This window comes from Pseudomonas sp. Irchel s3h9, assembly GCF_900187475.1.
Classification (GTDB): domain Bacteria; phylum Pseudomonadota; class Gammaproteobacteria; order Pseudomonadales; family Pseudomonadaceae; genus Aquipseudomonas; species Aquipseudomonas neuropathica.
In genome coordinates, this window is record NZ_FYDH01000001.1 from 181,021 (window position 1) to 206,723 (window position 25,703).

Here is a 25,703-nt window from a genome sequence, read left to right on the forward strand (position 1 = left end):
CTTTGTTTTGTATGGTGCGGCACCAAGAATCGAATTGCTACATAAGCTAATGATTTATATCATTATTTTATCCTATAGTATTATGCGCTACCTCATGGAGTATCCTTATCCCTAGCTTTAATACTATGCAATCTACTTGTCGCGCATATGGGCGGCTGGGCTGATGCTGGTAGTTACAGAGTTTTTGACTGATTCATTAATACTCGGATAAGTAAAATTGATATCGCAAAGGGATGCCATGGTGTATTTAAAAATTCTGTTCTGGAACTACATTCCCTCTGGCGGTCAACTTCACGGGTGAACTTTAGAGCTCGAAAGTAAGATGCCGCAGATCCGAGTGCTTGGCTTCACGATTGCCCCAACTGCCGGGTCAATTTTCAGCAACGCGGTAATGAGAGCATAGGGCCTACTAAATGGCGTGGACTGGGAAAGTTAGAGGGGTTAGAAAAGAGTGCGAGCAGCTTGGACTTGTTGTCTGTGTGCTGTGGAAGGTAGATTAAATCTGAGTAATAAAAACGTCCTGGCGCGTATGACTAAAGAAAGCGTTTGTCCAAGGAATTTGTAAAGAAAATCAACTCGCTTTTACTGAAAATTATCTGATAGGTTTTCGTAAAATTATAGCGACATCATGACATATGGTTTTGTCCCACATCAAAATTGGAGCTACTACTAAGCGTTCTAGAATAATTGTCTCAAAACCATTAACGTCCCTGACCGGCCCATCTCCGAAATGTGGGTGACACACATGCCCGCCAGGCTTTAAGATACTTTTAAACGTCTCATAGTCATCTCTTGAGCTATCAAACTCCCAGCCTTCGGCGCCGCTGTAATCGTAAGAGTCATGAAAAATAAAGTCATATTCTTTTTTGCTTAACTCTAAGGATCTCCAATCACCTAAGATAGGCTTTACTGATGGGTGCTGATTAGAGAATACTAGTAGATCGCTATATATTCCTTTATCTATTTCTATGATGTCATGTCTATTGGGTGAAAGTTCTTTCTGAATTAGTTTTGCAGAAATTCCTAACCCAAAACCGATCTCTAAAGTATTTCTCGATAAAATATTGGTTTCTTTGAGCTTGCTGAAAAGCTTCTCAAAGTAATCAGTTTCACTACTGGACATCACCACTTGATCATTCCAAATAAGATGATCTTTGTCTTTGACGTCAAACTTCAACTCAAGTGTGCGCACCTTCTGATTCGACATGAAGTACTTATCCTTCTAGGGAACAGGTCATAGTATCGAATAAAGTTTTTCCGCTATCAGTAAGAGAGTCGTAACAAGCGTCGTAGTTTAACAAGGCAAACTCTTCTTGAATTTCCCTTAGTCGATAGCATGCATAGTCGTACCCTTCTGGCGTATTTTTTATCAACTCAAGCCATTGCTTGATTGCAGTAAATACGTACAGTGCATGCATAATTCCCGATGTTGGGCGTAACATTTTTTTCCATGGAGAATAAAATTTTGATTTGTCATCATGAACTAGGCTGATTTCTTTCTCTATAATCGAAAGCTGCAGGTGCATAGCCTCATGAATGATGGATTCTGCTAGCCTTAATTTAGGGTGTTTATTATCTGTTGCAATGGAAATAAAAATACTAAACGGTAGTTCAGGGTCTGTAAAGCTGATGTCAAAGCCAGGATCTGCATGGATTATATGGACTGACTTTACCAGGTTTGAGATAACGTCCAGTAGTGTCGGTGATACTCTAATTAGGTCGATGGCAGAGTCTATTTTTTCTATTGTTTCAGGAGCGCAAAACCGCTCAAGGCTTACTTGTCTTACTTTTTGTTTAGCGAAAAACTTAGCATGTGCGTCACATAAGAACTCTAATTTTGCAGCTGGAAGGGCGGAGATAGGAAGAATCTTCACTGGCTCAGCTTCTTTACTGCTAATTATTGAAGCTGTACTATAATTTTCCAAATGGTAACTGTAGCGGCCCGAGTGAAAAATAATAAATGACGCGAGATTTGGCCACCATATATCAGATCGAGAATTATTCAGATACTTCTGAATATGGGTTTGTAAAGAAATCATTTCTCAGCCCTAAAGAACGAAAAAACAATAGTAAATCTTTTTCCAGAATTTATAGCAGATACAGCGTGGAACGACCTAGGTGATATTTCAAATGCAAAGGCAGTATTGTGCAGCGGCAGAAACGCACTCGATAAACTTTCAGGTGTTTTGTCAGAAAAAATCATTAAAATACCCCCGTTCGCTTCTGTCCAACCCCTATTGAGCTGGATTAAAACCCTATGAGTTTCTTGCTTCGGGATAAAGTCGTTATGTATTTTAATTACTTGACTACCTATTAGTTTGTGCGCTGTTATGTCAATTCTGTCAGATAAATCAACTCTAAATAACTGTTCGATATTTTCACGAAGCTTGCTTATAGCGTCTTTTGAAAAAATTCTGTTAATGTGATCTGGTAGTTGTAGTCCATGAAAACTGAATTCATACTGTTGGTAGAATTCAGCAATTTTTAACTTCCAGGGTGCATCACTTTCAAGCCAAGTAAGAAGCACTTCACTGTCTGCGTCTGAAAGCGCGCCTTCTTGTAGTGCGTGTGGGTAAGGGGCTATTCTTGGAATATTTAGAAAATTAGGAAGCGTCAACGGAGCATTCCTTCGTTGTTAAGAATAGTAATAGCTTTACTTATCAATAGTTTTTGATCACTGCAGTAGACTGATGGATTGTCATATGCGTTTTCCCTACTCCAGCGATGAAGTGGCATTCCACCGCCACATATGGTCAGGTATTTGCAAGAGTTACATTCACTTGACGTCGGGCGCTGAAGCTTATAGTACTCTTCGAAGCTTGATGTGTTAAATGCTTCTGATAATCGATCTGTTGTTATCATCCATTTTTCATCAAACTTATCTGCGCCGTCAAAATTGCTTTTTAATGTATCGTTTTTGGAAAGACTTCCATCAGTCTCAATAATGGCGATGCCATAAAAATTATCGCCAAGCCCCTCTTTAACACCAAAACCACCTAACGCGATACGCAAAATATCATCAAGAAATCTAATTTTAACAGGCTCTCTGTCAGCAATGTAGATATCCAGCAGCTTAGCGAGCCACTCTCCATATTCGGTCGAGATTGAACTATCTTTACCATAGGGGAGGCTAGTGTGATTGCCATCTCGATATAGGAAGTCTATAGATTTTGTTCCAAGTCTCTTTAGACAGTTATAAACTGCTTCAGGGTCTGAGCTAGGATCGATAACAGACAATAACCCTGCATAGAGGAATTCGGAATCAGAATGGTTTTTAAGGAGGGTGATCCCGTCAACAACTTTCTGATAAGTTCCTCGTCCTTGTTTGTCTACTCTAAATTTGTCATTAATGGCTTGAGGGCCATCAATGCTGACCGATACGCTAACTCGATACAGCGCGCATAAATCTAAAATTTCGTCTGTGATCAAAATGCCATTTGTTTGTAGACTTATCGGATACTCAAGTGGCAAAACGCTTCTAAGCTCCGTTAGCAAATACTGGAGGCGCCGCGCTCCCAGCATTAAAGGCTCCCCTCCATGAAGCACGGTGGCAAATTGACTAACTTGGTCTTTGATTAGCTGAGCAAGGGAGCGGGCCAAATCCTTTATTGTGGCTTTGGATATCAAATTTGGCATGTCACGCCAACCTTCATCTCCCATATTATAAATATAGCAGTACGTGCAATTAATATTACATCTGCTCGCGACTTTCACCAGAACCGTATCAATTTGCACGTACTGCACCTTCTACTTAACGATTATGACGGTTATGAACGCGATCGAACGATCCGTATACCATAGGACCGTGATTTTTAACTTCTTCCGCCAAGCGAGCGAGTGTGATGCTCGAAAGACTCGTTGGATCAATTTCCACCTTCGAACCAAACGCACTGGCTTGGTTTGAGGTGGTAGCACTTTGGTTTTGGGTATGTGACATTGCCAATATCCTATTATCTGTGTGGGTGATGGCACTACGATAGCCAAAACATAGAACATGTGCAATATCTAAAAAAATCGTTAAAGATCAACATCTTAGTTATTATTTATGTGAATTTAATAACGCGATAAAGTAAAAAAAACTATAAAAAACAAATAGATATGTTTTTCAAAATAAAAATAGATACCAGGCTTCAGCAAAATCCCGATGATTGCGGTTTACAGCGCCAGAACCCTTCGTGGTAGTGGGCCTAGAAGGCTGCGCCTTGGTCTAACAGCTATTTTTCCGTGTTCTCTCTTTTCCCCTATTTAGTGTGTTCCATGCCGCCATTTGAGCTGTTGGACCGCATACGTTTTTCGCGTTCCAGGGTACGCTCGGTTTTCGGCCCATCCACCACCGTTTTTGGAGCATGTGCTTTCTGCAGACGCTGGACGCCACACTCCTTTTGCAGGGCCAGAGCTATGGTTTTTTCGTTGCGCTTGGCAATGGCCCTTGGCAAACCGGCGATAGCGTCGGTGTAGATCCTCGCCTCTAATCGCCCCCGACTGATGGACATGTAGAAGATATTGAGCGAAGTGGTACGGCTCTTGGTGGTGGCGAAGATCATCACCAGATCATTGGTCAGACCCTGTTCACTGCAAAAAATCGCGGAGTAAGCGTGTTCTAGTTGCAACGGTTTTCTCTCTGGCAACTTCACCACGCACTCCGGCTTTCCGTCCCGCTCTTTGGTCGAAACCAGCTCGATCACAGCGTTGGCTGTGCTGACCAATCGCATCCGGTCGCCGTTGGTCAGGTCGAGTGAGGGGGGGCGGGTGATGTGTACCAAATCGGCAATGGCCAGTTCCGGGTGGTCCATTTTTAGACGCTAAGCTTTTGTAACCTGTCCAGGTTTGATCTGATGGCTCTCGCCATTGCCGCTGGTCACTACTAGTGATGTACCCCGGCATCGACTGCTGGACGTTTTAGATTTCGCTTTTCTATCGCGCTCTTCTGGCCGCTCCATGACATTCGCCTAGTACTTTGAACTGCCAGGGTTTACCTAAGCGGTAAGTGAGCAAGTACACGGTCAGCAAATAGTAATAGCGGGTCGATTCTGCGTACTGGTCCAAGTGCTGATTTAGAAACCAGTAGAGATGTTTTTGCTTCCAGGTCCATGGGTTATCTCGTTGCCAGCGATTAGCAATCGCCACTTGAATGGCCTTTGCCTGGCGTAGGTGACACTGGCGTGTGTCATGTGCTCCGGTCAGGATGCCGGCCAGGAAAAGCTCCATATCGAATGGCTTGCTCATGCTCGACCGCCAATGTAAGCCGATACCACGTGGATACGGCCGTGCCCGAGTTCATAGCTGATTGGGTCTTGGGCCTCCTGATCTAGGTGCCGGTCGATCTGGTAGCAACGGCCACCATTGATGGGTGCGGGATGCTGGGTAATCTGCTCATAGCGTTCGCACGCATAAACCGCCCGTAGTTCATGAAAGCCCTTGAGGTTGTGGGTATGGAGGATGTCCCTTGCAGGGCGGACGATCTGCCGTTGAAAATCGAGGTAGCTTTCGTTCGGCGCAAGCAAGTTGTGACTACCGTCAGGCGAGACCTGTTCGGCAAAACTGAGCGCGTCACGAATATGATCATCTACAGTAATCCAGCGGGGTGCCGACGCGCCGGAGCGGCCACCTTTGGTTCCGTCCTGGATATTGATCTTGCCGTAGTGCTCGGCTTCACGCTTTAGACGCGGAAGGTCGGCCAAAATGGTCTCGCATATGCGCATGCCGGTAGCTCGCGCCAACTGCGCAATGGCCGCGGGGCGCAGCTGCCGGTGCTCGCAAAGCACCTCGGCGATCCGCTTCACCTGTTCGCGGTCTTGGCCTTGCGGCACTGAACGACGAACACTGGTGCGCCGCATGCCTAGCGCCTTACTCGGACTCGGTACTTTCACATACTGATCACCGCGAAGCGCCGCCATCGTTCGGTTCACGCTGGATAACCGGTTCTGCGCGGTGGCGATGCAGATAGCCCCATGTTCAACTTGCTGCTGCAGATGTTCGACGTAGTCCAGCAAGGTCTGCCGATCAACTTTTCGTGCATCGTTAAACCCCGGCCCATCCTCCGACCGACACCAGCGCACGAACGCCTGCCAGCGATCACTGTGCGCCTTGACCGTGCCGTAATGTCCGCAGCCAAATAGATCTTTCAGCGCTTGCGGCCCGGCATAACTCAGTTGCCGGCCATAGCCAAAATTGCGCCCGTCACGTTTACCTACCAGTGCCATTTTCGAACTCCTCTCGAAGCCAAAACTTTTAAAACCTTCCCCACGTCATCCCGCCAAGAATGTTGAGTGTTATCAGGGATCAAGGCCCCTGCGACCTGTGAGGGTTGTCCACAAACGCGGGACTGGCGGCTCTCCACGACCGGGATCTTGGGCATCTCATGATCTGGCCTCCTGAACACCTCTGAAGAAGTGGGCGGGTGGAGGCTGCACTGGGTGACGAGACCGATGCCGCGAGATCCTGAGTCGGGTGAAGGCTGTGATGCGATGACAGGGGCATGCCTGACTGTCAGTCAGGTGCAGTCCACTCCGTGGGCTGCGGCACCATCATCTGCATCGCTGTTGCTGGTGACTTCGGTGTTTGTCACGCCGATTGTCACGAGGGGGAATGCCGCAAAGCCTTGTACGATTTGGGCTGCAGCAGCGGTAGGAGCGCCCGTCTCTTTCCGGGAGAAAGAGACGGGCGCAGGTTGGCGCAATGAAATGGCCAAGCGGATAGGTTGCTGCAGGGCAGCTAGGAAAGGGAATGAGTTGCCGCAGTGGGCACGCTGGTAAAAGTAGGCATCCATCACATCGCTGTGACCGTGCGAGCCGCCGGACGCTAATCGCACTTTGGGAGAACCACCACGGTGTGGTGTAGCCTTAAAGGTTCTGGCTACCTGGGTTGCTGTCAAAGACAGCGTTTTGCCCGATCTTTTCTACGTCTGTGGATAGTTCGTCATCTTGATCTTGGAGGAGTGACGTTCGCCCCGAACTGGCTCACTGAGATGATTGCGTTAACTGCACGGCAGAAATGCCGTCACTGAAAAAAATCAGCCCGCAGCCTAACTCCCCTCTATCAAAGCCCGCTCTTCCAGCCAGATCTCTTGAACAAACTGATCTGTAATCGCATAAATCCCATGGCCGCGTCGCATGATGATGTTCTCGGCAACCAGCGCAATCACCACCGGTTGAATCTCTTCGATCCGTACCTCTCGCCCGACTGACTTTGAATACTCAGCCGCTGCGTCAGTGGAGAAAATTCCGCGAGCATCGCCTGCTGTAGAGGCGATCTTGTTGAAAACGGCTTGAGCGAGGCTACCCAGTTGCTCGACTTTTTCCAGCTCGATGCTCGCCGTTGCCGAGCGCAATGTGCTGGCGATTACCGGTAGGAACACATCGGGCTCGCCCTCTTGCTGTAAGAGTTGGCGTAGGGCCTTCAGCATTTCTTCAGGTCGATTGCCCAAAGTGTCGAACGCTTCGATTGCAGCTTCGAGGGACGGTAATTTGTCCTGCTTCACGGTCATTGCGAGTCGGTTGAGCAGGAATTCAACGTAATCGCCTTTCAGCAATGGATAGGCTGCTGACGTGGCTCCGGAAAAGGCGTGGTTGCGTTTGGCGGTCAGTTCGCTGACTTGCGCTCTGTGCGAACCTGTTCCGATAAATAGAAAGTATCCCGGCGTTTTCGGACGAGGGTTGATTGCATCGCGAGCGGCTTTGAGTGCCAGGAGCAGCTGATTGCCGTCGTCTGAGGAAATGGCGTGCTGCACCTCGTCAATGATCAACACCAGATCAGTCCTAGCTTGATCTATGACTTCGGTGAGTGCTTGCGCCAGTGTTGGGCTGTCGACGTTGCCAATGCTGTCGAGTTTGAAGCCGAACTTGAACCCAGCGGCGCCGATTTCAACATTGCTGACTCGCTTGAATGTTTCCAAGGCAGAGGAGCCAGGTGTTTGCAGATCTTTCAGGGTTTCCCGGATGACGTTGTGCACGAGCGTTGCCGGGTTAGCCAGAGTGTCGCTCCATAAGTCGACGTAGATGACCAAAGCACCTGCTTCTTCCAGGGCCGGGATGAGATCATTCCTCAGAAACGTCGTTTTGCCTGTACGGCGCAGGCCAAACAGAAAGAGCCCTGAGCGCAGACTTTCATCGAGTACATCTGGATTGAGAAGCCGGCGTGCCATTGATTCAGCCAATACAGGGCGCTGAAAAATGCGGCTCATACGATTACACCTCTTTATGCCCACACAATAATTATCGCCAACTCATAATTTGGCATAAAGACTGAAGTGTGAACCTATGAGGCAACGCGATGCTTTCGGGGTTTGTAAGCGGAAGTGTGGCGAGTACGGGGAAGAAGGGAGCAATTTCTACTGAAGCAGAAACACTGCCAAAAATATGACCACCCCAGAAACAACAAAGCCCCTGCATTTCTGCAGGGGCTTTGTTTTGTATGGTGCCGGCACCAGGAGTCGAACCCGGGACCTACTGATTACAAGTCAGTTGCTCTACCAACTGAGCTATACCGGCGTTGTGGGCGACGATTATAGCGATTGGGAAGATCCTGTAAACCCCTGAATTCAGACTATTTTTGCATCGCAGCAAATTAAGCCCTGCGCAATGCGCAACGTAGGATTTGCGCCTTACGTACGATAGGGCTGTTTGACAGGGTGCACAGTTGAATTTCGGCTTTCTTGAGCGCCGCAATTATTCGCTCGGTAAGCCCATTATTCGGCGGTTATGTCGTTTTGATTGGCAGCTTATGCACAACTGAGAGCCACGAAATCGGACTCAGGCGGGGTTTTGTGAATCCATTCTCATTTTGTTCGCAAATACCTGTTTTACAGGTTTTTTATTCATATGAACAAAAAATGACCAGTGCTGTTAATGCAGCGAAACAGGCGCAGATATTGGATCCATGGGAAAACCATCAACAGAGTTATCCACAGGCTGTGATGTTTTAAACGCGTTCGGCCAGTAGCAGCAAATTACGCGGAGTCAGCGGGGTGTCGCAGAAGGTGCCTAGGCGGACGGTGTAGCCCTGTTCTTCAAGGAAAAGCGCTCGATCCAGATTCAGCCAAAGCTCCAGCGGCCGTCGGAACAATCCGCGAAGCAATTCCAGATTGCGAACTTCGGCCAACCGCTGCCAACCGGCGGCTTCCAGTGTCGACCAATCTGGCGAGCCGATTGTGGATAACTCTTTCAGCGCTGCCAGATCGCGGCAGTAATCGGCGAAGGTTTTGTCCAACCAGGCGCTGGGCAGGGACGGGGTGGGCAGGTATTCGTCAATTCCACGTACTTGCCGTTGCAGCAAATCGAAAGCCAAGCGCCGGGCCATGGAGGTGTCACGCTGACGTCGGACCCGTGCACCGGCGGTGACAGTTTCGCTCATGGGTAGAGCCAGATCTTCGAGCGAGAGCTGTAGGGCGGATCGCAAACCGACGGAGGACAATGCCTGATACTCGCTGCGACTGATGCGGTTGTAACAGCAGGGCGCGATCGCCATTTGCTGGCAGCCGGCAGCACTGGCCAGTTGCATCAAGCGCACATGCAGATCGCCGCAGGCGTGGAGGGCCGCGGGTGTGTGAGTCGCGCTCAACACGGTAGAGGCATTCGCCGCCAGTACATCCTGTTCCACATGCAAAGCGTGCAAGTGATGACGCTGACTTAGTGCCTGACCGCTGGCGACCAATAGAGGGTCATATTCAACACAAGTCAGTTGCTGCCCCGCCCCCAGCAAGCGCCGCCCTAAATGCCCCTTGCCCGAGCACCAGTCCAGCCAATGCGTCGGCTGCGAAGCAAAGGACAAACGGCTGGCAAACGCCTCGATCTGCTGCCACTTGCGTCCCGGTACATCGACATTCAGCCGATGCCCCGCAGCTTCCAGCGCATGCCCCGGCAACTCACCGACCGCGCTCAGCTCAGCCGACAGAGTCGCCAATGAAGCAAACGGCTGCGGCGCATCGGCCAGATCAGCGGGTTGGTTGTGAGCACTTTCCGCGTCTTCCAGTGAGCGCCCGCGTAGCCACAAGGCCAGCTCCGGGTAGGACGCTTCCCAGGCAGGCGAAAGATGAGTGAACGGACGAGGTTTCCACAGCACCTGATGCTCAATCAAAAAAGCATCCAGCGCAGTGAAGCGGGCGAGTAACTCCTCGCCCGTCAGCACGCAGGAGGAGTCAACGCCCTTGGCAGGCATCGACGCGCAACCATCGCTCCAGCTGTTTGAATGCCTGAACGAGAACAAACGACATCAGCAGGTAAATGACGCCTGCGGTGAAGAACATATCCACGTGGAGGTAGTTGCGGGCAATGATCGTGCGGGTAATGCCGGTGAGCTCGAGCAAGGTCACCGTGCTCGCCAGAGAACTGGCCTTCAACATCAGGATGACTTCGTTGCTGTAGGCCGGCAGGCCGATGCGCGCGGCGCGCGGCAGGACGATATAGAACAATGCCTTGGCCTTGGACATGCCCAGTGCACGCGCGGCTTCGATCTCGCCCGGCGGGATCGCTTGAATGGCGCCACGCAGGATTTCGGCGATATAGGCGGCAGTATGCAGGGTCATCGTGGCGACAGCGCACCAGAAGGGTTCTCGCAAATACGGCCACATGAAACTGTCGCGTACGGCGTCGAACTGAGCCAGGCCGTAGTAGACCAGAAACAGTTGTACGAGCAACGGAGTGCCACGAAAGAAAAAGATGTAAGCGTAAGGAAATGCGCGAACAAACCAGAGCTTGGAGGAGCGCGCGATGCCCAGAGGAATCGCCAGCAACAACCCGAGAATAACGGCGATGCCCACCAGTTCGAGTGTCAGGACGGCGCCCTGAAAGAACTTCGGCAGCCACTTATAGATGACTTCCCATTCCATTACGTCGTCCTCACGAAGCCACGGGCGGCGCGTTTTTCCATGAAGTGCATGGTGGCCATCGCCAATATGGTCAGGCCCAGATACATGACGGCTGCGACCAGATAGAAGGTGAATGGATGCTTGGCGAAGGTCACGGCGTTCTGCGCATTGCGCATGATTTCTTCCAGGCCGATGACCGACACCAGAGCGGTGTCTTTCATCAGGATCATGAACAGATTGCCCAGGCCGGGCAGGGCGATGCGCCACATCTGCGGCATGATCAACCGGGTGAAGATCCGCCATTTCGACAGGCCCAGGGCCTGACCGGCCTCACGGTGTCCTTTCGGAATGGCCAGGATGGCGCCACGAAATACCTCCGTGGCATAGGCGCCGAAGCACAGTCCGAGTGCGGTTACGCCCGCCACAAAGGGGCTTAGCGCCAGGTCTGGATTGCCAAAGTATTCGCCAATGGCATTCATCGTCTTGACGGTGCCGAGGTAGATCAGCAGAACCCAAAGCAGTTCCGGCACACCACGTACGATGGTCGAGTAGGTTTCGCCAAGCCATTGCAGCGGCTTGTACGGGGAAGTCTTGGCCAAGGCGCCGAGCAGGCCGAGCACCAGTCCCAGGCATAGGGCGGTGAGAGCCAGTTGGACGGTCATCAGCGCGCCGGCAGCGAGGGCCGGGCCGAATCCGTAGAGGTCGATAATCATGGGTTTCTGTTCAAATTGCGGCAGGCAAAGTCGGGAGCCGGCACCGTGCAATCACGGCGCCAGTCCCACAGGTCAGGATCAATAGATGCTGAACGGGAAGTACTTGTCGTTGATCTTCTTGTAGGTACCGTCGGCGACGATTTCCTTCAGGGCAGCGTTCAGCTTGTTGCGCAGTTCGTTGTCACCCTTGCGCACAGCGATGCCGATCTTGTCGCTTTCTACAACCGGGTCGCCCTTGAACTCGTAGTTCTTGCCCGCGTCGCTTTTCAGCCAGTCGTAGTTGGCGTACTTGTCGGCGAGGATCGCGTCGACACGACCGGACGTCAGGTCGAGGTAGGCGTTTTCCTGAGTGTCATAGAGTTTGACGTTGAGATCGCTGCCGTAGTTGTCTTCCAGCCAGGTGCCGGCCAGCGTGGCACGCTGGGTACCGATGGACTTGCCCTTCAGCGAGTCCTTGTCGGTTTTGAAGTCGACGTTTTTCGGTGCAATGAACTGCAGTTTGTTCGAGTAGTACGGGTCGGTGAAGTCGACCGCGCCCTTGCGCTCGTCGGTGATCGACAGCGAGGAGATCAGGAAGTCGAATTTATTCGCGTTCAGGGCCGGGATGATGCCGTCCCAGTCGGAAGTGACCACGGTGCACTCGACTTTCATCTTCGCGCACAGGGCGTCGCCGATGTCTTTGTCGAAGCCGACCACGTTGCCGCTGGCGTCTTTGTTGTTGAACGGCGGGTAAGCCGCTTCGATGCCCATCTTCAGTGTTTCGGCCATGGCACCGGCGCTGAACGCCAAGGTGACGGCGGCGGCCAGGAAGACCTTTTTAAAATTCTGCATGCATGTTGCTCCGTTAGCGGTTGCTGGACATGAATTGTTTGCAGCGCGCCGAAAGCGGGTTTTCGAACACCTGCTGAGGCGATCCTTGCTCTTCTATAAGGCCCTGATGAAGGAACACCACTTCGCTGGAGACCTGACGGGCGAAACCCATTTCGTGGGTCACGAGCAGCATGGTGCGGCCTTCTTCGGCCAATGCGCGGATGACACTAAGTACTTCCTGAACCATTTCCGGGTCAAGCGCCGAGGTGGGTTCATCGAACAGGATCACCTTCGGTTGCATCGCCAGGGTGCGGGCAATCGCTGCGCGTTGTTGCTGGCCACCGGACAGTTGCGCCGGGTAGGCATGGCGCTTGTCGGCGATGCCGACCTTGGCCAGCAGCGCTTCCGCCACTTCGATGGCTTCGGCCTTGCTCTGGCCGAGCACGCGGCGCGGTGCCTCGATGATGTTGTCGAGGATGCTCATGTGCGGCCACAGATTAAAGTTTTGAAACACAAAACCAATCTCGGAGCGCAGGCGGTTGATCTGTTTGCCGTCGGCGGCAATCAGTTCGCCATTTTTGGCGGATTTGAGCTTGAGTTCTTCGCCGGCCACCAGAATCTGGCCCTGGTGCGGGTTTTCAAGAAGATTGATGCAGCGCAGGAACGTGGACTTGCCGGAACCGGAGGAACCGAGGATCGAGATCACATCGCCGTCGCGTGCGGTCAGCGAGATACCTTTGAGCACCTCAAGCTGTCCGTAGCGTTTATGCAAGTTGCGGATTTCAAGCGCGGGCGTGGCCTCAGCCATGTGCGTTCCTCATATATGTTGCGCTCCTGCTGTTGGATGGCCTTCCTGGCGAGGCGGCCAAGCTAGCATAGCGTTTCAATGGCAGCCAACAGCGCTACGAGCGGTTAACGGGTGGCATGTGGCAGGTTGTCGCATCGGCACAGCAGACTGTCGCCCCATCAACAACCGAACGGGTGTTTGATCGTGCAAACCCGTGGGTGTCGCGTAAAAAAAGGCGCGATGTTGCCAGCTTTGGCGGGGTGTTGGAAGCGCTATCCGGCCGAACGTTCCTGAATCGCCCTTTTATTGTGCATCCCACACTTTTTCAGTGTGTTTCTGGTGCGCTGTTTCGTTTGAAAAGTGAGTCGCAGGGTAACGCTCTGGCGGATTGCCATTAAATCCAAGGACTTGCGATGACTGTCCGGTCGCGCGCAAAGCCGCGGCACAGAAGAGTTTGAAACATTTTGGCGCAAAACTTGCGTGCAGAATAAGGAACGCCCCGTTGGTTTCTTTTTACGAGAAAGAAAATGCCAGACGGGCCGGACGCAATCGCTTTCCTTGCAAAGGTAGTTTCGATGAGCAGTACCCCAAGCTCCAATGGCCTCGAACAGGGGCTCAAACCGCGTCATGTGACCATGTTGTCGATCGCCGGTGTAATCGGCGCCGGTCTGTTCGTTGGCTCCGGCCACGCCATCGCTGCCGCCGGCCCTGCCGTGCTGCTGGCCTACGCCGCCGCCGGTACCCTGGTGGTTTTAGTGATGCGCATGCTCGGCGAAATGGCCGTTGCCTCGCCGGACACTGGCTCCTTCTCGACATACGCCGACCGTGCCATCGGGCACTGGGCCGGTTTCACCATCGGCTGGCTGTACTGGTGGTTCTGGGTCTTGGTGATTCCACTGGAAGCCAACGCCGCCGCAACCATTCTCCATGCATGGTTCCCTGATGTCGGCATCTGGGCGTTCGCGCTGGTCATCACCTTGTTGTTGACCGTCACCAACCTGTTCAGCGTAAAGAATTACGGCGAGTTCGAATTCTGGTTCGCACTGATCAAAGTGCTGGCAATCATCGGCTTCATCATCCTCGGCCTTGCGGCGATCTTCGGCTTTCTGCCGAACAGCCAGGTCAGCGGCGTTTCGCATCTGTTCGACAGCGGCGGCTTCCTGCCCAACGGCATGGGCGCGGTACTCGGTGCGATCCTGACCACCATGTTCTCCTTCATGGGTACCGAGATCGTGACCATCGCGGCCGCGGAATCGAAGAACCCGGGCAAGCAAATCTCCAAGGCCACCAACTCGGTGATCTGGCGGATCGGCCTGTTCTACCTCGTGTCGATCTTCATCGTTGTGGCTCTGGTGCCATGGAACGATCCTACGCTGGCCAACCTCGGTTCCTACCAGACCGTGCTTGAGCGCATGGGCATCCCGAACGCGAAAATGATCGTCGACATCGTGGTGCTGGTCGCGGTGACCAGCTGCCTGAACTCGGCGCTGTATACCTCGTCGCGCATGCTCTTCTCCCTCGGCAAGCGTGGCGATGCACCGGCCATGGCGACTCGGGTGAACAAAAGCGGCACACCTTACTGGGCGGTCATGCTGTCCACCGGCGCTGCGTTCCTGTGCACCTTCGCCAACTACGTGGCCCCGGCGGCGGTGTTCGAATTCCTGCTGGCCAGCTCCGGCGCGATCGCACTGCTGGTGTACCTGGTGATCGCTTTCTCGCAACTGCGTATGCGTAAACAACGCATGGCGCGCGGCGAGAAAATCGTCTTCAGCATGTGGCTGTTCCCGGGCCTGACCTACGCGGTGATCATCTTCATCGTCGCGGCCCTGACCATCATGTTGTTCCAGGAAGCGCACCGCGTGGAGATCCTCGCGACTGGTCTGCTGAGCCTGATGGTGGTGGCTGCCGGTTTGCTGGTGGCACGCCGGCGCAAACTGGAAAAACGTGGTGCGGTGGTGTTGAACTGATCCGTTACGCGTAACGCAAAACGGCCGCTGTCAGTGATGACTAGCGGCCGTTTTTGTTTCTGCTAACGGTTTCGAAATATTCTGCGCTTCAGATCCGAATCAGCTTTGCTCTCGCGAGAGCATGAAGTCTGAGCTGCATTTCTCTCCGTCGAACCATTCATCCCAAGTTGGTTGTTTGAGAGATTTAACAGGGTCGCTCTCGAGGTTCGCTGCTGAGTCTTCTGCTTTCGGGATTTGCCCGTCCTCGCGTGAGTCTGCTGTCTTCATCTGACTTCCTTTTCCTGATCGTGCGTGGACGTGAAGCGGAAAAAATTACTCGGCCTTGGGTTCGGTGTCTTCAACCGACTTGCCATAAGCATCCAGCGCAATCCCGAAATCGGTGATGAACTGCGGTTCGCTCAGCCAGGCTTGGGCCTCTTCGATCGTTACGCCTTCAGCCCACATGCGGTAGTCGATCAGCATGTCGGCGGCCAGGTGGGTGGCGGCCATGCCTTCGTTGTCGGCGTTTTCCATGTCGAGCAGTTCTGGATGATCAACGATGACGAACGCCAGTTCGCGCAGCAGGGTCAGCAGCATTTCGTTGCGGCTGACGGCTTCGGCGTCGCGCATTTTGCTGAACATCGCCAGGGTGTATTCCGGGATCGGCTCGGCGAGGTGGTCGAGGTCTTCGTCCTGGTCCAGCGGCTTGCGGCCGACCATACGGATTTGTTTGGCTTTGGCCTTGGCGCGTTTGGCGCGTTTCTGTTGCTTGTTCAGGGATGCCATGGGAACTCAGTTCTTCTGTTGGGTTTGCGCGGCGATCGCGTCGGACGCCGCCACATAGTCGGCCTGGAAGGCCGGGGATTCGATCCATGCCAGCGCGCCGGCCTCGTCGGTTTCCTGCGACCACTGGCGGTACTCGATCAGTGCGGCGAGGATGAAATCCATCGCGCCTTCTTCGCCTTCCTGTTCGTAGACCAGCTCCAGCAGCGGGTCTTCGAGGAACGCGCTGCACAGCGCTTGCTGGCTGATCTTCTCGGCGTCGATCATTTTCTTGAACAGCTCGGTCAGGTCCACCGATTCGAAGTCGATACGATCATCGTTCGGGTCCAGCTCGACCGGCGCTTCGGCGCGTTTGGTGCGGTTCTGTTTGGCCTTGGCTTTGGCCCGGGTGGCGCGTTTTTGCTGCTTGTTGGCGGAGGCCATGATGTGTTCCGTCGTGCGTTGAGAGGGGCTCAGCTGCGCGGCACTTGCCGCCCGGGAGTATCGGGGGCCAGTTCTCCGGTTTGCAGCCAGGTCAGAGCGATGGGCCATAGTGTGGCTTGGTATGCGCTGCGAAAAAAGGCGAAATGTCCGACTTGTTGTTCGTTGATGTCCTGCGGTTCGATGCGCAAGTGGGTTTTTGCAGCGTTACTGAAGTAGTCGAGCAGGCGTTCGATGGCTGGAATCGTGCCGTAGGGATCGTCGCTGATGCTGATGGCCAAGGTCTGCGCACGGACATTGGCGAAGGGCAATTTTGCATTTTTTGCCAACATCCTGCTGCCACTGGGACGCCGTTCATAATGGGCGGCAGGCGTGCTCCAGTCGCGCACTACACCGGCCGGCGTATCCTCCAGCCAGCCAAGACGTTTGCCCGGGAAGTAACCGCAGACCAGCGTCAGCAGTGGCATCAACACATGCCATTTGCCGAACATGCGCCAGCGCTGTTCGGGGGCGTAATCGCGCCAGTAGGCGAACTGCGCACCGACGGTGACCAGCCGTCGGATAAACTTTCCCGACTCACCGAGGCCAGCGGCGCAGCCACCAAAACTGTGGCCGACCACATCGATCGGCTGACCGGGAAATTGCCGTTGTGCGCGTTTGAGCATCGCCTCGAAATCCAGCGCGCCCCAGTCTGTCCACGAGGCCTCAAGGCCTTTCATTGAGTCGGGTCGAGATTCGCCGATGCCACGGTAGTCGAAGATGATCACATCGAAACCATTGGCGAACAGATAGGCCGCGAAACGCGAGTAATGGCGACAGCGCACGGACGTGGCGGCGTTGATGATCACCACCGGGCGCTGAAGGTCGGGCAGGGCATGGCGCCAGGTGAAACCGCCAAGGACAAAACCGTCGGCGGCTGTTTCCTTGAAGGCTTCATTTTGCAGCTCGGCGGCCAATAGCGGCTTGCGCTGCAGAGCTGGCAATGGAGGCGTGTCCTGAAAACTCATGGCGCTCGACCTTCGCGGGTAGCTGGCAACAATAGTCTCAGTGCATCCAGCGGACAATCCGCAGCGCTTATTCAGTGGACTCGGTGAGCAAGCGTTCCTCGATCAATGCTTGCTCTCTTTGCAGCTCCGCTCGCAGTTCTTCCACACTTGGCAGCACCGTTTTATAGCTGCTGGCAAACAGTTGCTCACTGCCTTTGAGTATTGAGTAGCGCGCGACGGCCTCGTTGTCCTGTGAACACAGAATGATCCCGACAGTGGGTTTGTCGCCTTCACTGCGCTTGAGTTCGTCGTACATGCGCACGTACATGTCCATCTGTCCGACATCACGCGCACTGAGCTGGCCGCGTTTGAGATCAATGATCACGAAGCATTTGAGCAAGTAGTTGTAAAACACAAGATCGATGTACAGATCCGAGCCACCGGCGCTGATGCGTTGTTGTCGAGCGACAAAGGAAAACCCTTTGCCCAGTTCAAGCAGGAAGCTCTGCAGGTGATCGATGAGCGCTTGCTCAAGTCCGGTTTCGTTGACCTTGCCCGGCGATGGCAGGCCGAGAAACTCGAGAATGACGGGGTCGCGAATGAACTCGCGTGGATGGCAGTTCAGGGCGGCAATGTTGGTTGTGGCTTCGTCGATCACACCGGCCTTGTCCCGGCTCATCAGCAGGCGTTCGTAGTAGAGCGTATTGATCTGGCGATCCAGAGCGCGGCTGGACCAGTTGAGGGTGGCGCACTCATCCATGTACCACTGGCGAGCCTTGTCACTTTCAACCCGCAGGAGCCTGCGATAGTGCGTCCAGCTCAATTCGGGACGCAGTGCGTCTCGAATTGGGAAGGTCTGATAGAAAAGGCGCACCTTGCGCAGGTTGGTCTCATCAAATCCCTTCCCGAATTGAACCGTCAGATCCTTCGCCAGTATGGCCAGCAACTGCTTGCCATACCCCGCTCGCCGGGCGCCGTCCTGTTCAAGCTCAACAATATGCCGGCCAATCTGCCAACAGGTCTGAACCTGAATCGTATCGACCACACGCAGCACTTTTTGCCGTGCCTGACGGATCAGTTCGCCAAGATCGCCCAGCAATGAATCGATTTTCGGGTCTTGCAGGTCAGCAGGTTTCAGCTGGCTCATCGAATTTTCCGCATCATTGAAAACAGAAGCGTCAGCATGCCGAGAACCGCTTGCGAAGGATGTCGGCCGAGCCTTGGAAGCGAGCAGGAAGACGGGATGGGTGTTGCAGGAAGTTGCTGGCGAAGAGCGCTTTTGGTGGTTTCGGTCTGTAGTCCATTTCGCACGGGCCCCGAGCGATTAATCACGGGTGCCAGGCGCGGAGGTCGCGGTTGATTGTGCGTACAATCGCGGCCCTCACGCTTTATGGTCAGAAGGATGTTGGAATTGAAAGGGATTTTGCGTTTTGGCTCCGTGGCGAGCCTTGTTGCGCTGTTGGCCGGTTGTGGAACGATGACGGGGCGCTTGAGTGGCGCCTCGCCAGAGCCTTACTACAAGGGTGTCGACGGTAATTTACGCCTGCTCGGCGTGAGGGATGACGACGGCAAGCCAACAGCGGTGATCTGTTATGTCACGATCGTTTGCCCTTTGATAACTGTCGTATCGCTACCGGTAGATGCCGCCGTGGATACCGTTCTGTTGCCCATCGACTACGTCAATACGCTCTGAAACCGCTGACCTGATTATCGTCGTATGCGCTTGCCTTTGGGCTTCTCCGCCGGCTCCTGCACTTTGCGATAAATCCATAGGCCGAACACCCCGGCAGCCAGCAGAAACACGGTTCCTAGGCTTTGCGAGACAAACTCGATCCAGAACCGTCGTGGTTGCACAGCTAGGTAATAGGTGTGCTTGGGGCCACGGTTGGTGGTGGTGATGGCGCCGCTGATCCAGCTGTCGATCAGTATGTAGATCGATGCACACAGGGCGAAGGCAATCAGTACGCCGACGAGCACGGTCAGCCAGAAGGTTGTCCGGCTCTGGCGATACGGCGGCGGATGGGGCAGGGGAATGCGGGTTCTTTTCTGATTCATGAAGTGTTACTGCAAACGTCCTTTTGCGCTCAGGAAACGGCTGGTTCTTGATGTTGCTCAGTCAGGTTTTGCCGTCCGTCAGAGGGTCGCCCGGCGAGGTGTGCGCTTTCGGCAATCACCTTGAGGATCTCGATCACTCCCGGAGTCAGCGCAGTGCCAAGGCAGATGCGCACACCCGTGGTTGCATGCCCGTCGGCGAAGAAGATGCCGTTGCCGGCCACGTGGCAGCCGCGTTCGCTGGCTAAATCCTGCAATGCCGACATGTCGGTGTGTAGCGGCAGTTCAATCCAATGGATGAACCCTCCACGTGGCGGCACGTACACGGTGCCCGCAGGGAAATCCGTGCGCACCAGCGCTTCGACAAAACTGGCCAGCGACGACAGTTGCGAGCGGAGTCTGGCGCAGTGCTCTTCCATGTAGCCGCGCCCGATAAATTCGTTGAGGACATTTTGCGCAAGGCTGGAAACCGCCAGATTGCGCGAAAACATCTGCGCCAGAATGGCATTGCGGTACTTGCCAGCCAGACACCAGCCGACGCGATAACCCGGCGCGATGGTCTTGGAGAACGACGAGCAGTAAATCGTCTGCCCGCTGGTGTCGTAGCTCTTGATGGCGCGGGGGCGATCGCCTTCCGGCACCAGGTCGAAGAAGATGTCGTCCTCGATAATCGGCACGTCCGCTTCGCGTGCGATCTGTGACAGCCGTGCGCGAGTCTCGTCGGGCATGATGAAACCTCGCGGGTTCTGCAGGGTTGGGTTGAGAAAGATCACCGCGACCTTTTTCAGCTTCAACGCTTCTTCGAGGTGATCGACATCGAGACCGAGTTTACCGTGCGTGCGGATGGGCAAGGCACGCATGCCCAGGCGTTCGATGGTCTGCAGGATGCCGTAATAAGTCGGCGTTTCGATCGCGACCGTAGCGCCTTTCGAGGCGACGGCTTCGAGGGCCAGTTCCAAGGCAATGGTGTCGCCCGACGTCACCAGAATATCGTCCGGCCCGCAGACCACGCCACGGGTCAGCATCAGCCCGGCGATGCGTCGTCGCAGTGCCGGCAGACCGGGCGGTGCGACCAGTCCGGTGAGCGAGTTGTCAGCTTTGCCAGCCAATACCGACAGGCACTTGTTGAGCAGCACGTTGGGTGTGAGGTCGCTGTGCAACACCGCTGAATTCAACGACGCGGTGGTGCGCGAGGCCGCTTGGGAGAGCATCGCGACCACCGCATGATTGACGTTGACGGTGACACTGGAGAAGTCAAAGCCCCTGGCGGGTTTTGCTTGTCCGGAGGCTGAGACGAAGTAGCCGATGCGCGGTTTGGTCGAAACGTAAGCATCGGCTTCCAGATCCGCCAACGCGCGTTGAACGGTGGTGATGCTGGTTTCAAACATTCGCGCCAGCGTACGGATCGAGGGCAGTTTCGCTTCGGCTGCCCACTCACCGCTGTCGATCTGACGAATAATCCAGTCCTTGACTATCCGCCAGCGCTTGTCCGGTAGATCAAACCTGTCCATAAGTTCTCTGTGATGTCTCGAAACAATTCAGAGAAAGTAGAGCAAAACGACTCCCGTTGCAGCAACTATGACGATGTTGAGCGCAACCAGGCCGAAGGCGAATCGGATCAGGTTGTTTTCTTCATGCCGATTGGCGCCCGCCAGCCCGGTGATCAGCGACAGGATCGACAGCGACCCCAGTGCGCCATGCCCGGCGGCACTGTTGACCATCGCGGCCAGCCATGCACCGTGTTCGCTGCTCAGCGCGGCGATGGACGGCATGACGAGGGTGTTGCCGCCGACGTTGGAACCGGTGACGTAACCGGCAAGCCCCGCCAGCACTGCGATGGTTGGCGCCAGGGAAATCCCCGACAACGATTGCAGTGTGCGCTGTGCTTCGACCAGGAAACCGGCGTTGACCATCACCTGCGAAAGCAGCAGGAACAGGAAAATTGTCGTGACCGGAAACTTCGCCCGGTTGAACAGCGCTCGCCACGGGAAGCCTGCGGCGGCGCTTTGCTTGATTGCCATCAACAGCGTGACGATCAGCAACGCCAGCCCCGGGGAGGCCAATGGCTTCCACGAAACATGCTCGCCTTTGATGATCCACAGCGCATCCCAGCCCGACAGGACGAACAACCCGCGCGACGCAACGATTACCCCCAGCAAGGCCAGATAGGGCCAGGCTGCGTTCGGCCAGCGCACCAGTTTCTTCCGTTGTGCATAAGAGATCCCCAGGCCGACGCAAGCCACTGCCAGACCGGCCAGCACACCGGAGACTTCCGGGCCGATCCACAGGTTGATGGAAAACAGCACCGCGACGAACAGCGCCGTCACCACGATCAGTCCAAGCCACGGCGAAACCTTACGGATGCCACCCTGCCACAGAGCAATCGCCGCCAGGCAGAGGAACACTGGCGCACTGATCAGCGCCGAATGACTACCAAGGGTTTGCGCCGGCAAGTGCGCCAATAGCGCGCCGATCACGGTGGCCAGACCCAGTGTGCCCCACGGCATGATGACCATCCCGGCGAGGGCGATTTTCATCCCCGACTGGCGGGCGAACAGCCCCATCAGCAATGGCACGGTTGCGATCAGCGAAACGCCGAAACCGGTCATCGCTTCAAGCAGCGGTGCGAGGCCCAGCACGATGAAGATGACTTGCGCCGGCGGCGTCCAGCCGAGTTCCTTGACCCAGGCGCCGATGGCCTGCGGCGCACCACCGCGCTCGACCAGGATGACGAAGGCCAGCCCCGGGATGATCACGCACGCCGTGCTGAGAAACAGGATGGTGGTGTCCTGAAAGATGGCCGTGCTGATTGCCGCCGACACAGGCCCGGCTGCGCCCAAGGCCCACAGCACGAGTACCAGCACTACGCCGGCCAGTGCCGCTTGCACTGGCGGTCGGCGGACGATCAGGATCAACGCGATCACCAGCGCGATCGGTGACATTTGCAACAAGAGAGAACTCATACCCGGTTTTCCTTAACTTAATCGTGAGTCTGCCCGCTGTACTCGGTCGCCCGCATGGACGCCCGCTCACAAAAAGTCTGATACCACTCGGTCAGGCGTGCTTGAGCGGAAAAGTCCGAGAGTTGGCGAAAGGCGATCCAGTCGAGCGCGGTCGCCAAGGCAATGTGGCCGAGGGTGATCGGGCCATTGAGGTCGACGTGTTCCTCGATGAAGCGGTAAGCCTCCTTGAGTTTGAACGCCTGGCCGTCGGCGTAGGCCGGATAGCGCAAGGCTTCGGGGCGGCGCTCGACTTCCCAGCGCAGCTTGATGCCGACATCGCACATGCCCTGCGCCAATGCTTGCAGGCGCAGCGCCTTGTAGCGCTCAGGGCCGTTTGCCGGGATGAGTTTCGGCCCGTCGCTCAGGTCGTCGAGGTATTCACAGATCACGATGGAATCGAACAGCGCCGTGGCGTCAGGCAGGATCAGCACCGGCACTTTGCCCAACGGATTGGCCTTGTAGATGGTCTCGTTTGGCGACGTCGGGCTGGTCTCGTGGTGGATCACTTCCAGGCTCGACGCGATGCCGAGTTCGTGAGCCAGCACCAGCACCTTGCGGGCGTAGGGTGAATGCGTCTGGTAGAAAAGCTTCATGCTGAAGTCCCTGTCTCAAGGATGGCAGTGGCTGCTCGATGGGCGTCCATGAACAGACGCGAAGGCGCGCCCGCCGAGGTGACGTAGTGGTTGTAGTAGCAAGAACCTTCGGCGAGCGGGCCGAGTACCCAAATGTTGCGCACCGGTTCGCCAGCGCTCGATTTCGGGTGGCACGCGGCGTCGACATCGATGCCGTCGATGCCTGGTTCGTCGGTTCTCGGGCGGATCAGGCCCAGCCGCGCCAGATCACGCACCGGCGCGCAGTCGCTGTTGCTTACGCCGCTGCTCTGGACATAACCGGCGACGCGTTTGAAGTCGTTGATCGCAGGGCGCGAGCCGGGCTTGAGAAATGTCAGCAGACCGGCGTCACACAGGGCGAGCAGGTCGGCGTGGCGCTCTTTTTGCGGGCCCGCAACGAGGCGGTTGATTGCCTTGTGCCAACGGCCATAGAACTGCCGATGCGACGCGTCGGTCAGCCCGTCGAAATCGACGGCCTCACGCAGGCGGTCACGCAGATCGCGCCAGACTTCGATGGCGGCTTTGATCGCCGATCCTCCGCGCCCCAGGCGCGACTCGTGCAAATCGGCTTCGAGGGTGTCGTAGATCCAGGCGTGATAGTTGTAGGGCTGCACGTCGTCGGGCAGTGCATGCCAGATCAGCGCCTGCGGATCGATCGCACCACCAGTCGCCTCGTAATCGCGTAGTAACGCTTCACAGGCGACAACACCGGGTTCGCCAGCAACGCTGACGGCCCTGAGTCGCTCCAGCACCTGCTCTGGCGCTGATGGGCTGTGCACGACGGCGACGGCCGCCGCACGCATCTCCAGCAGCATCAGCGGCAGGATGTCCTGTTCGAAGTCCAACTGTCGGTTATTGCTGCTTGCCCGCAGGGATTCGATGCGCGCACTCGTCAGCAGTACGGCGCGATGGCGCGGGCATTCAATCAGGCCGTTAGGTCGGGTGCGAAACGGCAACCCGTCCCGCGACTGGATAAAGATCACCGGTTCCTGGCCCGAAGGCTGATAGGCGTGACTGCCGTCGGCCATGCGCTTGTAGCGACCGCCCCTGCCGGAGGTCAGCGCCGCCAGGGTGTCCATCGCACCTAGCCCAAGCCCTTCGACCAGCACGGTTTCGCCGGGCTCGATGGTGGCGAGGCTGCCGGGCAGCGGATAGACATCATCAACGCGGTTGCGATCCGCCGAGCGCAGGCGACCGGTATGGCCGACCGTCAGAATCAGCCGATCCACGGTGACCGCAGCCCCCGAAGCGGTCTGCAGCAGGTATTGCTGACCCGCGTTGCGCTCGACCGCGGTGACGGCCTGCTGATGCAGGTTCACGCTCACCCAGTGCGGTGCCGTCGCGAGGATTTGCGCGAAGGCGTCCGCCAGATAGGCGCCGAGCAAATGGCGCGGCAGAAAGTCCTGCGGCTCGACGTCACGGCCGTCGGCGGCGAGCAGTCCGCTGTCCGCGTCGACCTTGATGCGCTGCTCGTGGCACCACGTCAGGAAATCCGCGCCCGGCCGCTCCCGCGCATCCGCCAGGTTTCCGAAGGCTGCTGCGTCGGGGAAAACCCCGAGTTGACCGGCAACGGTGTTGAGCAGCAGATAGTCCGGTTGATCCGGCCAATGCGCGCCGCTTCCGAGCACATTCGGATCGAGAATATCGATGACGACTGGCTGCTCCGGGCGCGTTTCAGCAAGGCTCAGCAGGCGTTCGAAAATCGACAGCCCGCGTGAGCCGCAGCCCACCAGGCCGATGTGCAGAGGCGCCTTCACCATCGGCGCTCCTCCCCGAAGAAGGAGGGGATGGCGACCGCCGAACCGTCCTTGACCGCGATGTCGTGGATCATCCGGCCAATTGCCAGATCGAGGATGCCCATGCCGAACGGCGAATAAATCAGCGGCTTGTCCGTGGCAACCTGCAGGTCACCGCGAATCAATTGCCCGACGGTGCCGGTAACGAAATCACGATGCCCGTACTTTTGCTCGGCCAGATGAGGTGAGGTATTGGCTTTCAAGCAATGGGTCACGTCGTCGAAGTAGTTGTAACTTTCTTCGATGATCTCTGCGCCGATATCCCGTAGCGAGATGTTCAGCACGATCTGCCCCGGGCGGAAGGTGCCGCTGCCGTTGACGTAGGGTTCGCCGGCACTGGTGGCGAACACCACGATGTCGGCGCTCAGTGCCTCGTCCAGCGACAACAGCTGTACATCCGGCACCCCGAGCTGTTTGCCGAAGGACGACAGCGCTTGCGCTGACTCTGCGTTGAGGTCGTGAATGCCCACGCTGTCGAACGACCAGTCATCGGCGATGAACGTCTCAAGGATGTTCCGCGAAATCACCCCGCCGCCAATGATCGAGAGTTTCTGTGCGCTCTTGCTCTGGCCATTCAGCCACCAGGCACCGAGCACCGCCGACGCTGCGGTGCGCACGGCACTGATCAGCGCGCCTTCAAGCAGCGCATAGGGATAGCCGGTGTCAGGATCGTTGAGGATCAGCACCGCCGAAGCACGCGGGATGCCCGACTTGATGTTGTCTGGATAGCTGGCAATCCACTTGATCCCGGAGACGGACTGATCGCCCTCGCTGTCGACGATCGCCGCCGGCAAGGCAATGATCCGGTTCGCCGGTTGCGCCGGAAAACGCAGGAAGTAGCTATCCGGGTTAACGGTTTCGCCGCGCTCGTGGGTCAGGTAGGTCTGGGCGACCATGTCGATGGTTGCGTGACGCAGCCCGTTGAGGATGTCCTTGACGACGGCGCCTGGGATGACATGGAACGGTTGAATCGGGTTCTGTGTGGTCATGGGG

At 55.6% G+C, this 25,703-nt stretch carries 26 protein-coding genes and 1 tRNA gene; 2 read left to right on the top strand and 25 right to left on the bottom strand.

Annotated features, from left to right (window positions below):
• Positions 1-592: 592 nt before the first annotated feature.
• The 15 genes from CKW26_RS00785 to CKW26_RS00855 form a co-directional block, all read right to left on the bottom strand.
• Positions 593-1,207, bottom strand: a complete 615-nt coding sequence (locus CKW26_RS00785) for a hypothetical protein (protein WP_095047139.1) — start codon at positions 1,205-1,207, stop codon at positions 593-595.
• 7 nt (positions 1,208-1,214) lie between these two features.
• A complete protein-coding gene (locus tag CKW26_RS00790) occupies positions 1,215-1,874 on the bottom strand; it encodes an HEXXH motif-containing putative peptide modification protein (RefSeq protein WP_176471273.1) in 660 nt (219 codons plus the stop codon).
• Between the two features lie 161 nt (positions 1,875-2,035).
• Positions 2,036-2,617: a cyclophane-containing peptide 2OG-Fe(II) oxygenase YhhC gene (gene yhhC / locus CKW26_RS00795; protein WP_095047141.1), complete on the bottom strand. Its 582-nt coding sequence runs from the start codon at positions 2,615-2,617 to the stop codon at positions 2,036-2,038.
• The gene (gene yhhB / locus CKW26_RS00800) at positions 2,614-3,735 is read right to left on the bottom strand and encodes a cyclophane-forming radical SAM/SPASM peptide maturase YhhB (protein ID WP_176471274.1); all 1,122 of its coding nucleotides are present in this window, start codon (positions 3,733-3,735) and stop codon (positions 2,614-2,616) included. The genes yhhC and yhhB overlap by 4 nt, the downstream gene beginning before the upstream one ends.
• A 16-nt stretch (positions 3,736-3,751) precedes the next feature.
• Complete coding sequence (yhhA, locus tag CKW26_RS30385) at positions 3,752-3,937, bottom strand: YhhA family cyclophane-containing RiPP (RefSeq protein WP_371857738.1); 186 nt, start codon at positions 3,935-3,937, stop codon at positions 3,752-3,754.
• 304 nt (positions 3,938-4,241) lie between these two features.
• Positions 4,242-4,793, bottom strand: coding sequence for a hypothetical protein (locus tag CKW26_RS00805; protein ID WP_095047142.1), 552 nt, complete (start codon positions 4,791-4,793; stop codon positions 4,242-4,244).
• 121 nt (positions 4,794-4,914) lie between these two features.
• Complete coding sequence (locus tag CKW26_RS00810; RefSeq protein ID WP_095047143.1) at positions 4,915-5,226, bottom strand: hypothetical protein; 312 nt, start codon at positions 5,224-5,226, stop codon at positions 4,915-4,917.
• The gene (locus CKW26_RS00815) at positions 5,223-6,203 is read right to left on the bottom strand and encodes an integrase domain-containing protein (RefSeq protein ID WP_095047144.1); all 981 of its coding nucleotides are present in this window, start codon (positions 6,201-6,203) and stop codon (positions 5,223-5,225) included. The genes CKW26_RS00810 and CKW26_RS00815 overlap by 4 nt, the downstream gene beginning before the upstream one ends.
• Before the next feature lie 821 nt (positions 6,204-7,024).
• Positions 7,025-8,182: an AAA family ATPase gene (locus tag CKW26_RS00825; protein ID WP_095047146.1), complete on the bottom strand. Its 1,158-nt coding sequence runs from the start codon at positions 8,180-8,182 to the stop codon at positions 7,025-7,027.
• Positions 8,183-8,413: 231 nt separating this feature from the next.
• Positions 8,414-8,489 (bottom strand) — tRNA-Thr (locus CKW26_RS00830).
• Positions 8,490-8,919: 430 nt separating this feature from the next.
• Complete coding sequence (locus CKW26_RS00835) at positions 8,920-10,155, bottom strand: methyltransferase (RefSeq protein ID WP_095047147.1); 1,236 nt, start codon at positions 10,153-10,155, stop codon at positions 8,920-8,922.
• The gene (locus CKW26_RS00840; RefSeq protein WP_095047148.1) at positions 10,136-10,825 is read right to left on the bottom strand and encodes an ABC transporter permease; all 690 of its coding nucleotides are present in this window, start codon (positions 10,823-10,825) and stop codon (positions 10,136-10,138) included. Before CKW26_RS00840 ends, CKW26_RS00835 begins: the two co-directional genes overlap by 20 nt.
• A complete protein-coding gene (locus CKW26_RS00845) occupies positions 10,825-11,517 on the bottom strand; it encodes an ABC transporter permease (protein ID WP_095047149.1) in 693 nt (230 codons plus the stop codon). The genes CKW26_RS00840 and CKW26_RS00845 overlap by 1 nt, the downstream gene beginning before the upstream one ends.
• 78 nt (positions 11,518-11,595) lie before the next feature.
• Complete coding sequence (locus CKW26_RS00850) at positions 11,596-12,348, bottom strand: ABC transporter substrate-binding protein (protein WP_095047150.1); 753 nt, start codon at positions 12,346-12,348, stop codon at positions 11,596-11,598.
• A 13-nt stretch (positions 12,349-12,361) separates the two neighbouring features.
• Positions 12,362-13,135, bottom strand: coding sequence for an ABC transporter ATP-binding protein (locus CKW26_RS00855; protein WP_093430016.1), 774 nt, complete (start codon positions 13,133-13,135; stop codon positions 12,362-12,364).
• A 554-nt stretch (positions 13,136-13,689) separates the two neighbouring features.
• Here CKW26_RS00855 and gabP point away from each other — a divergent pair.
• Positions 13,690-15,081 (top strand): GABA permease, encoded by a 1,392-nt coding sequence (gabP, locus tag CKW26_RS00860; protein WP_007909168.1) that lies wholly within the window; start codon positions 13,690-13,692, stop codon positions 15,079-15,081.
• Between the two features lie 312 nt (positions 15,082-15,393).
• Here the strand turns inward: gabP and CKW26_RS00865 are convergent, their stop codons facing one another.
• The 4 genes from CKW26_RS00865 to CKW26_RS00880 all read right to left on the bottom strand — a co-directional run bounded on the left by CKW26_RS00865 (position 15,394) and on the right by CKW26_RS00880 (position 18,396).
• Positions 15,394-15,846: a hypothetical protein gene (locus tag CKW26_RS00865; RefSeq protein WP_095047151.1), complete on the bottom strand. Its 453-nt coding sequence runs from the start codon at positions 15,844-15,846 to the stop codon at positions 15,394-15,396.
• A 6-nt stretch (positions 15,847-15,852) separates the two neighbouring features.
• A complete protein-coding gene (locus CKW26_RS00870; RefSeq protein ID WP_016986326.1) occupies positions 15,853-16,266 on the bottom strand; it encodes a hypothetical protein in 414 nt (137 codons plus the stop codon).
• Between the two features lie 29 nt (positions 16,267-16,295).
• The gene (locus tag CKW26_RS00875; protein ID WP_095047152.1) at positions 16,296-17,270 is read right to left on the bottom strand and encodes an alpha/beta fold hydrolase; all 975 of its coding nucleotides are present in this window, start codon (positions 17,268-17,270) and stop codon (positions 16,296-16,298) included.
• A gap of 67 nt (positions 17,271-17,337) precedes the next feature.
• Positions 17,338-18,396: a YhcG family protein gene (locus tag CKW26_RS00880; RefSeq protein ID WP_095047153.1), complete on the bottom strand. Its 1,059-nt coding sequence runs from the start codon at positions 18,394-18,396 to the stop codon at positions 17,338-17,340.
• 255 nt (positions 18,397-18,651) lie between these two features.
• Here CKW26_RS00880 and CKW26_RS00885 point away from each other — a divergent pair, with 255 nt between their 5' ends.
• A complete protein-coding gene (locus tag CKW26_RS00885; RefSeq protein WP_176471275.1) occupies positions 18,652-18,942 on the top strand; it encodes a YceK/YidQ family lipoprotein in 291 nt (96 codons plus the stop codon).
• 14 nt (positions 18,943-18,956) lie between these two features.
• On the opposite strand, the gene CKW26_RS00890 is transcribed toward CKW26_RS00885, so the two are convergent.
• From CKW26_RS00890 to sbnB, 6 genes are read right to left on the bottom strand one after another with little or no spacing between them, the layout of a single operon-like run.
• On the bottom strand, positions 18,957-19,304 hold the full coding sequence (locus tag CKW26_RS00890; protein ID WP_095047154.1) for a hypothetical protein: 348 nt from the start codon (positions 19,302-19,304) through the stop codon (positions 18,957-18,959).
• A gap of 29 nt (positions 19,305-19,333) precedes the next feature.
• Positions 19,334-20,812, bottom strand: a complete 1,479-nt coding sequence (locus CKW26_RS00895; RefSeq protein WP_095047155.1) for a PLP-dependent aminotransferase family protein — start codon at positions 20,810-20,812, stop codon at positions 19,334-19,336.
• 27 nt (positions 20,813-20,839) lie between these two features.
• On the bottom strand, positions 20,840-22,264 hold the full coding sequence (locus CKW26_RS00900) for an L-lactate permease (RefSeq protein WP_095047156.1): 1,425 nt from the start codon (positions 22,262-22,264) through the stop codon (positions 20,840-20,842).
• Positions 22,265-22,281: 17 nt separating this feature from the next.
• Positions 22,282-22,896, bottom strand: a complete 615-nt coding sequence (locus CKW26_RS00905; protein ID WP_016986334.1) for a glutathione S-transferase family protein — start codon at positions 22,894-22,896, stop codon at positions 22,282-22,284.
• The gene (locus tag CKW26_RS00910; RefSeq protein ID WP_095047157.1) at positions 22,893-24,674 is read right to left on the bottom strand and encodes an FAD/NAD(P)-binding protein; all 1,782 of its coding nucleotides are present in this window, start codon (positions 24,672-24,674) and stop codon (positions 22,893-22,895) included. Before CKW26_RS00910 ends, CKW26_RS00905 begins: the two co-directional genes overlap by 4 nt.
• On the bottom strand, positions 24,668-25,699 hold the full coding sequence (gene sbnB / locus CKW26_RS30390) for a 2,3-diaminopropionate biosynthesis protein SbnB (RefSeq protein ID WP_309475308.1): 1,032 nt from the start codon (positions 25,697-25,699) through the stop codon (positions 24,668-24,670). The genes CKW26_RS00910 and sbnB overlap by 7 nt, the downstream gene beginning before the upstream one ends.
• Between the last annotated feature and the right edge of the window lie 4 nt (positions 25,700-25,703).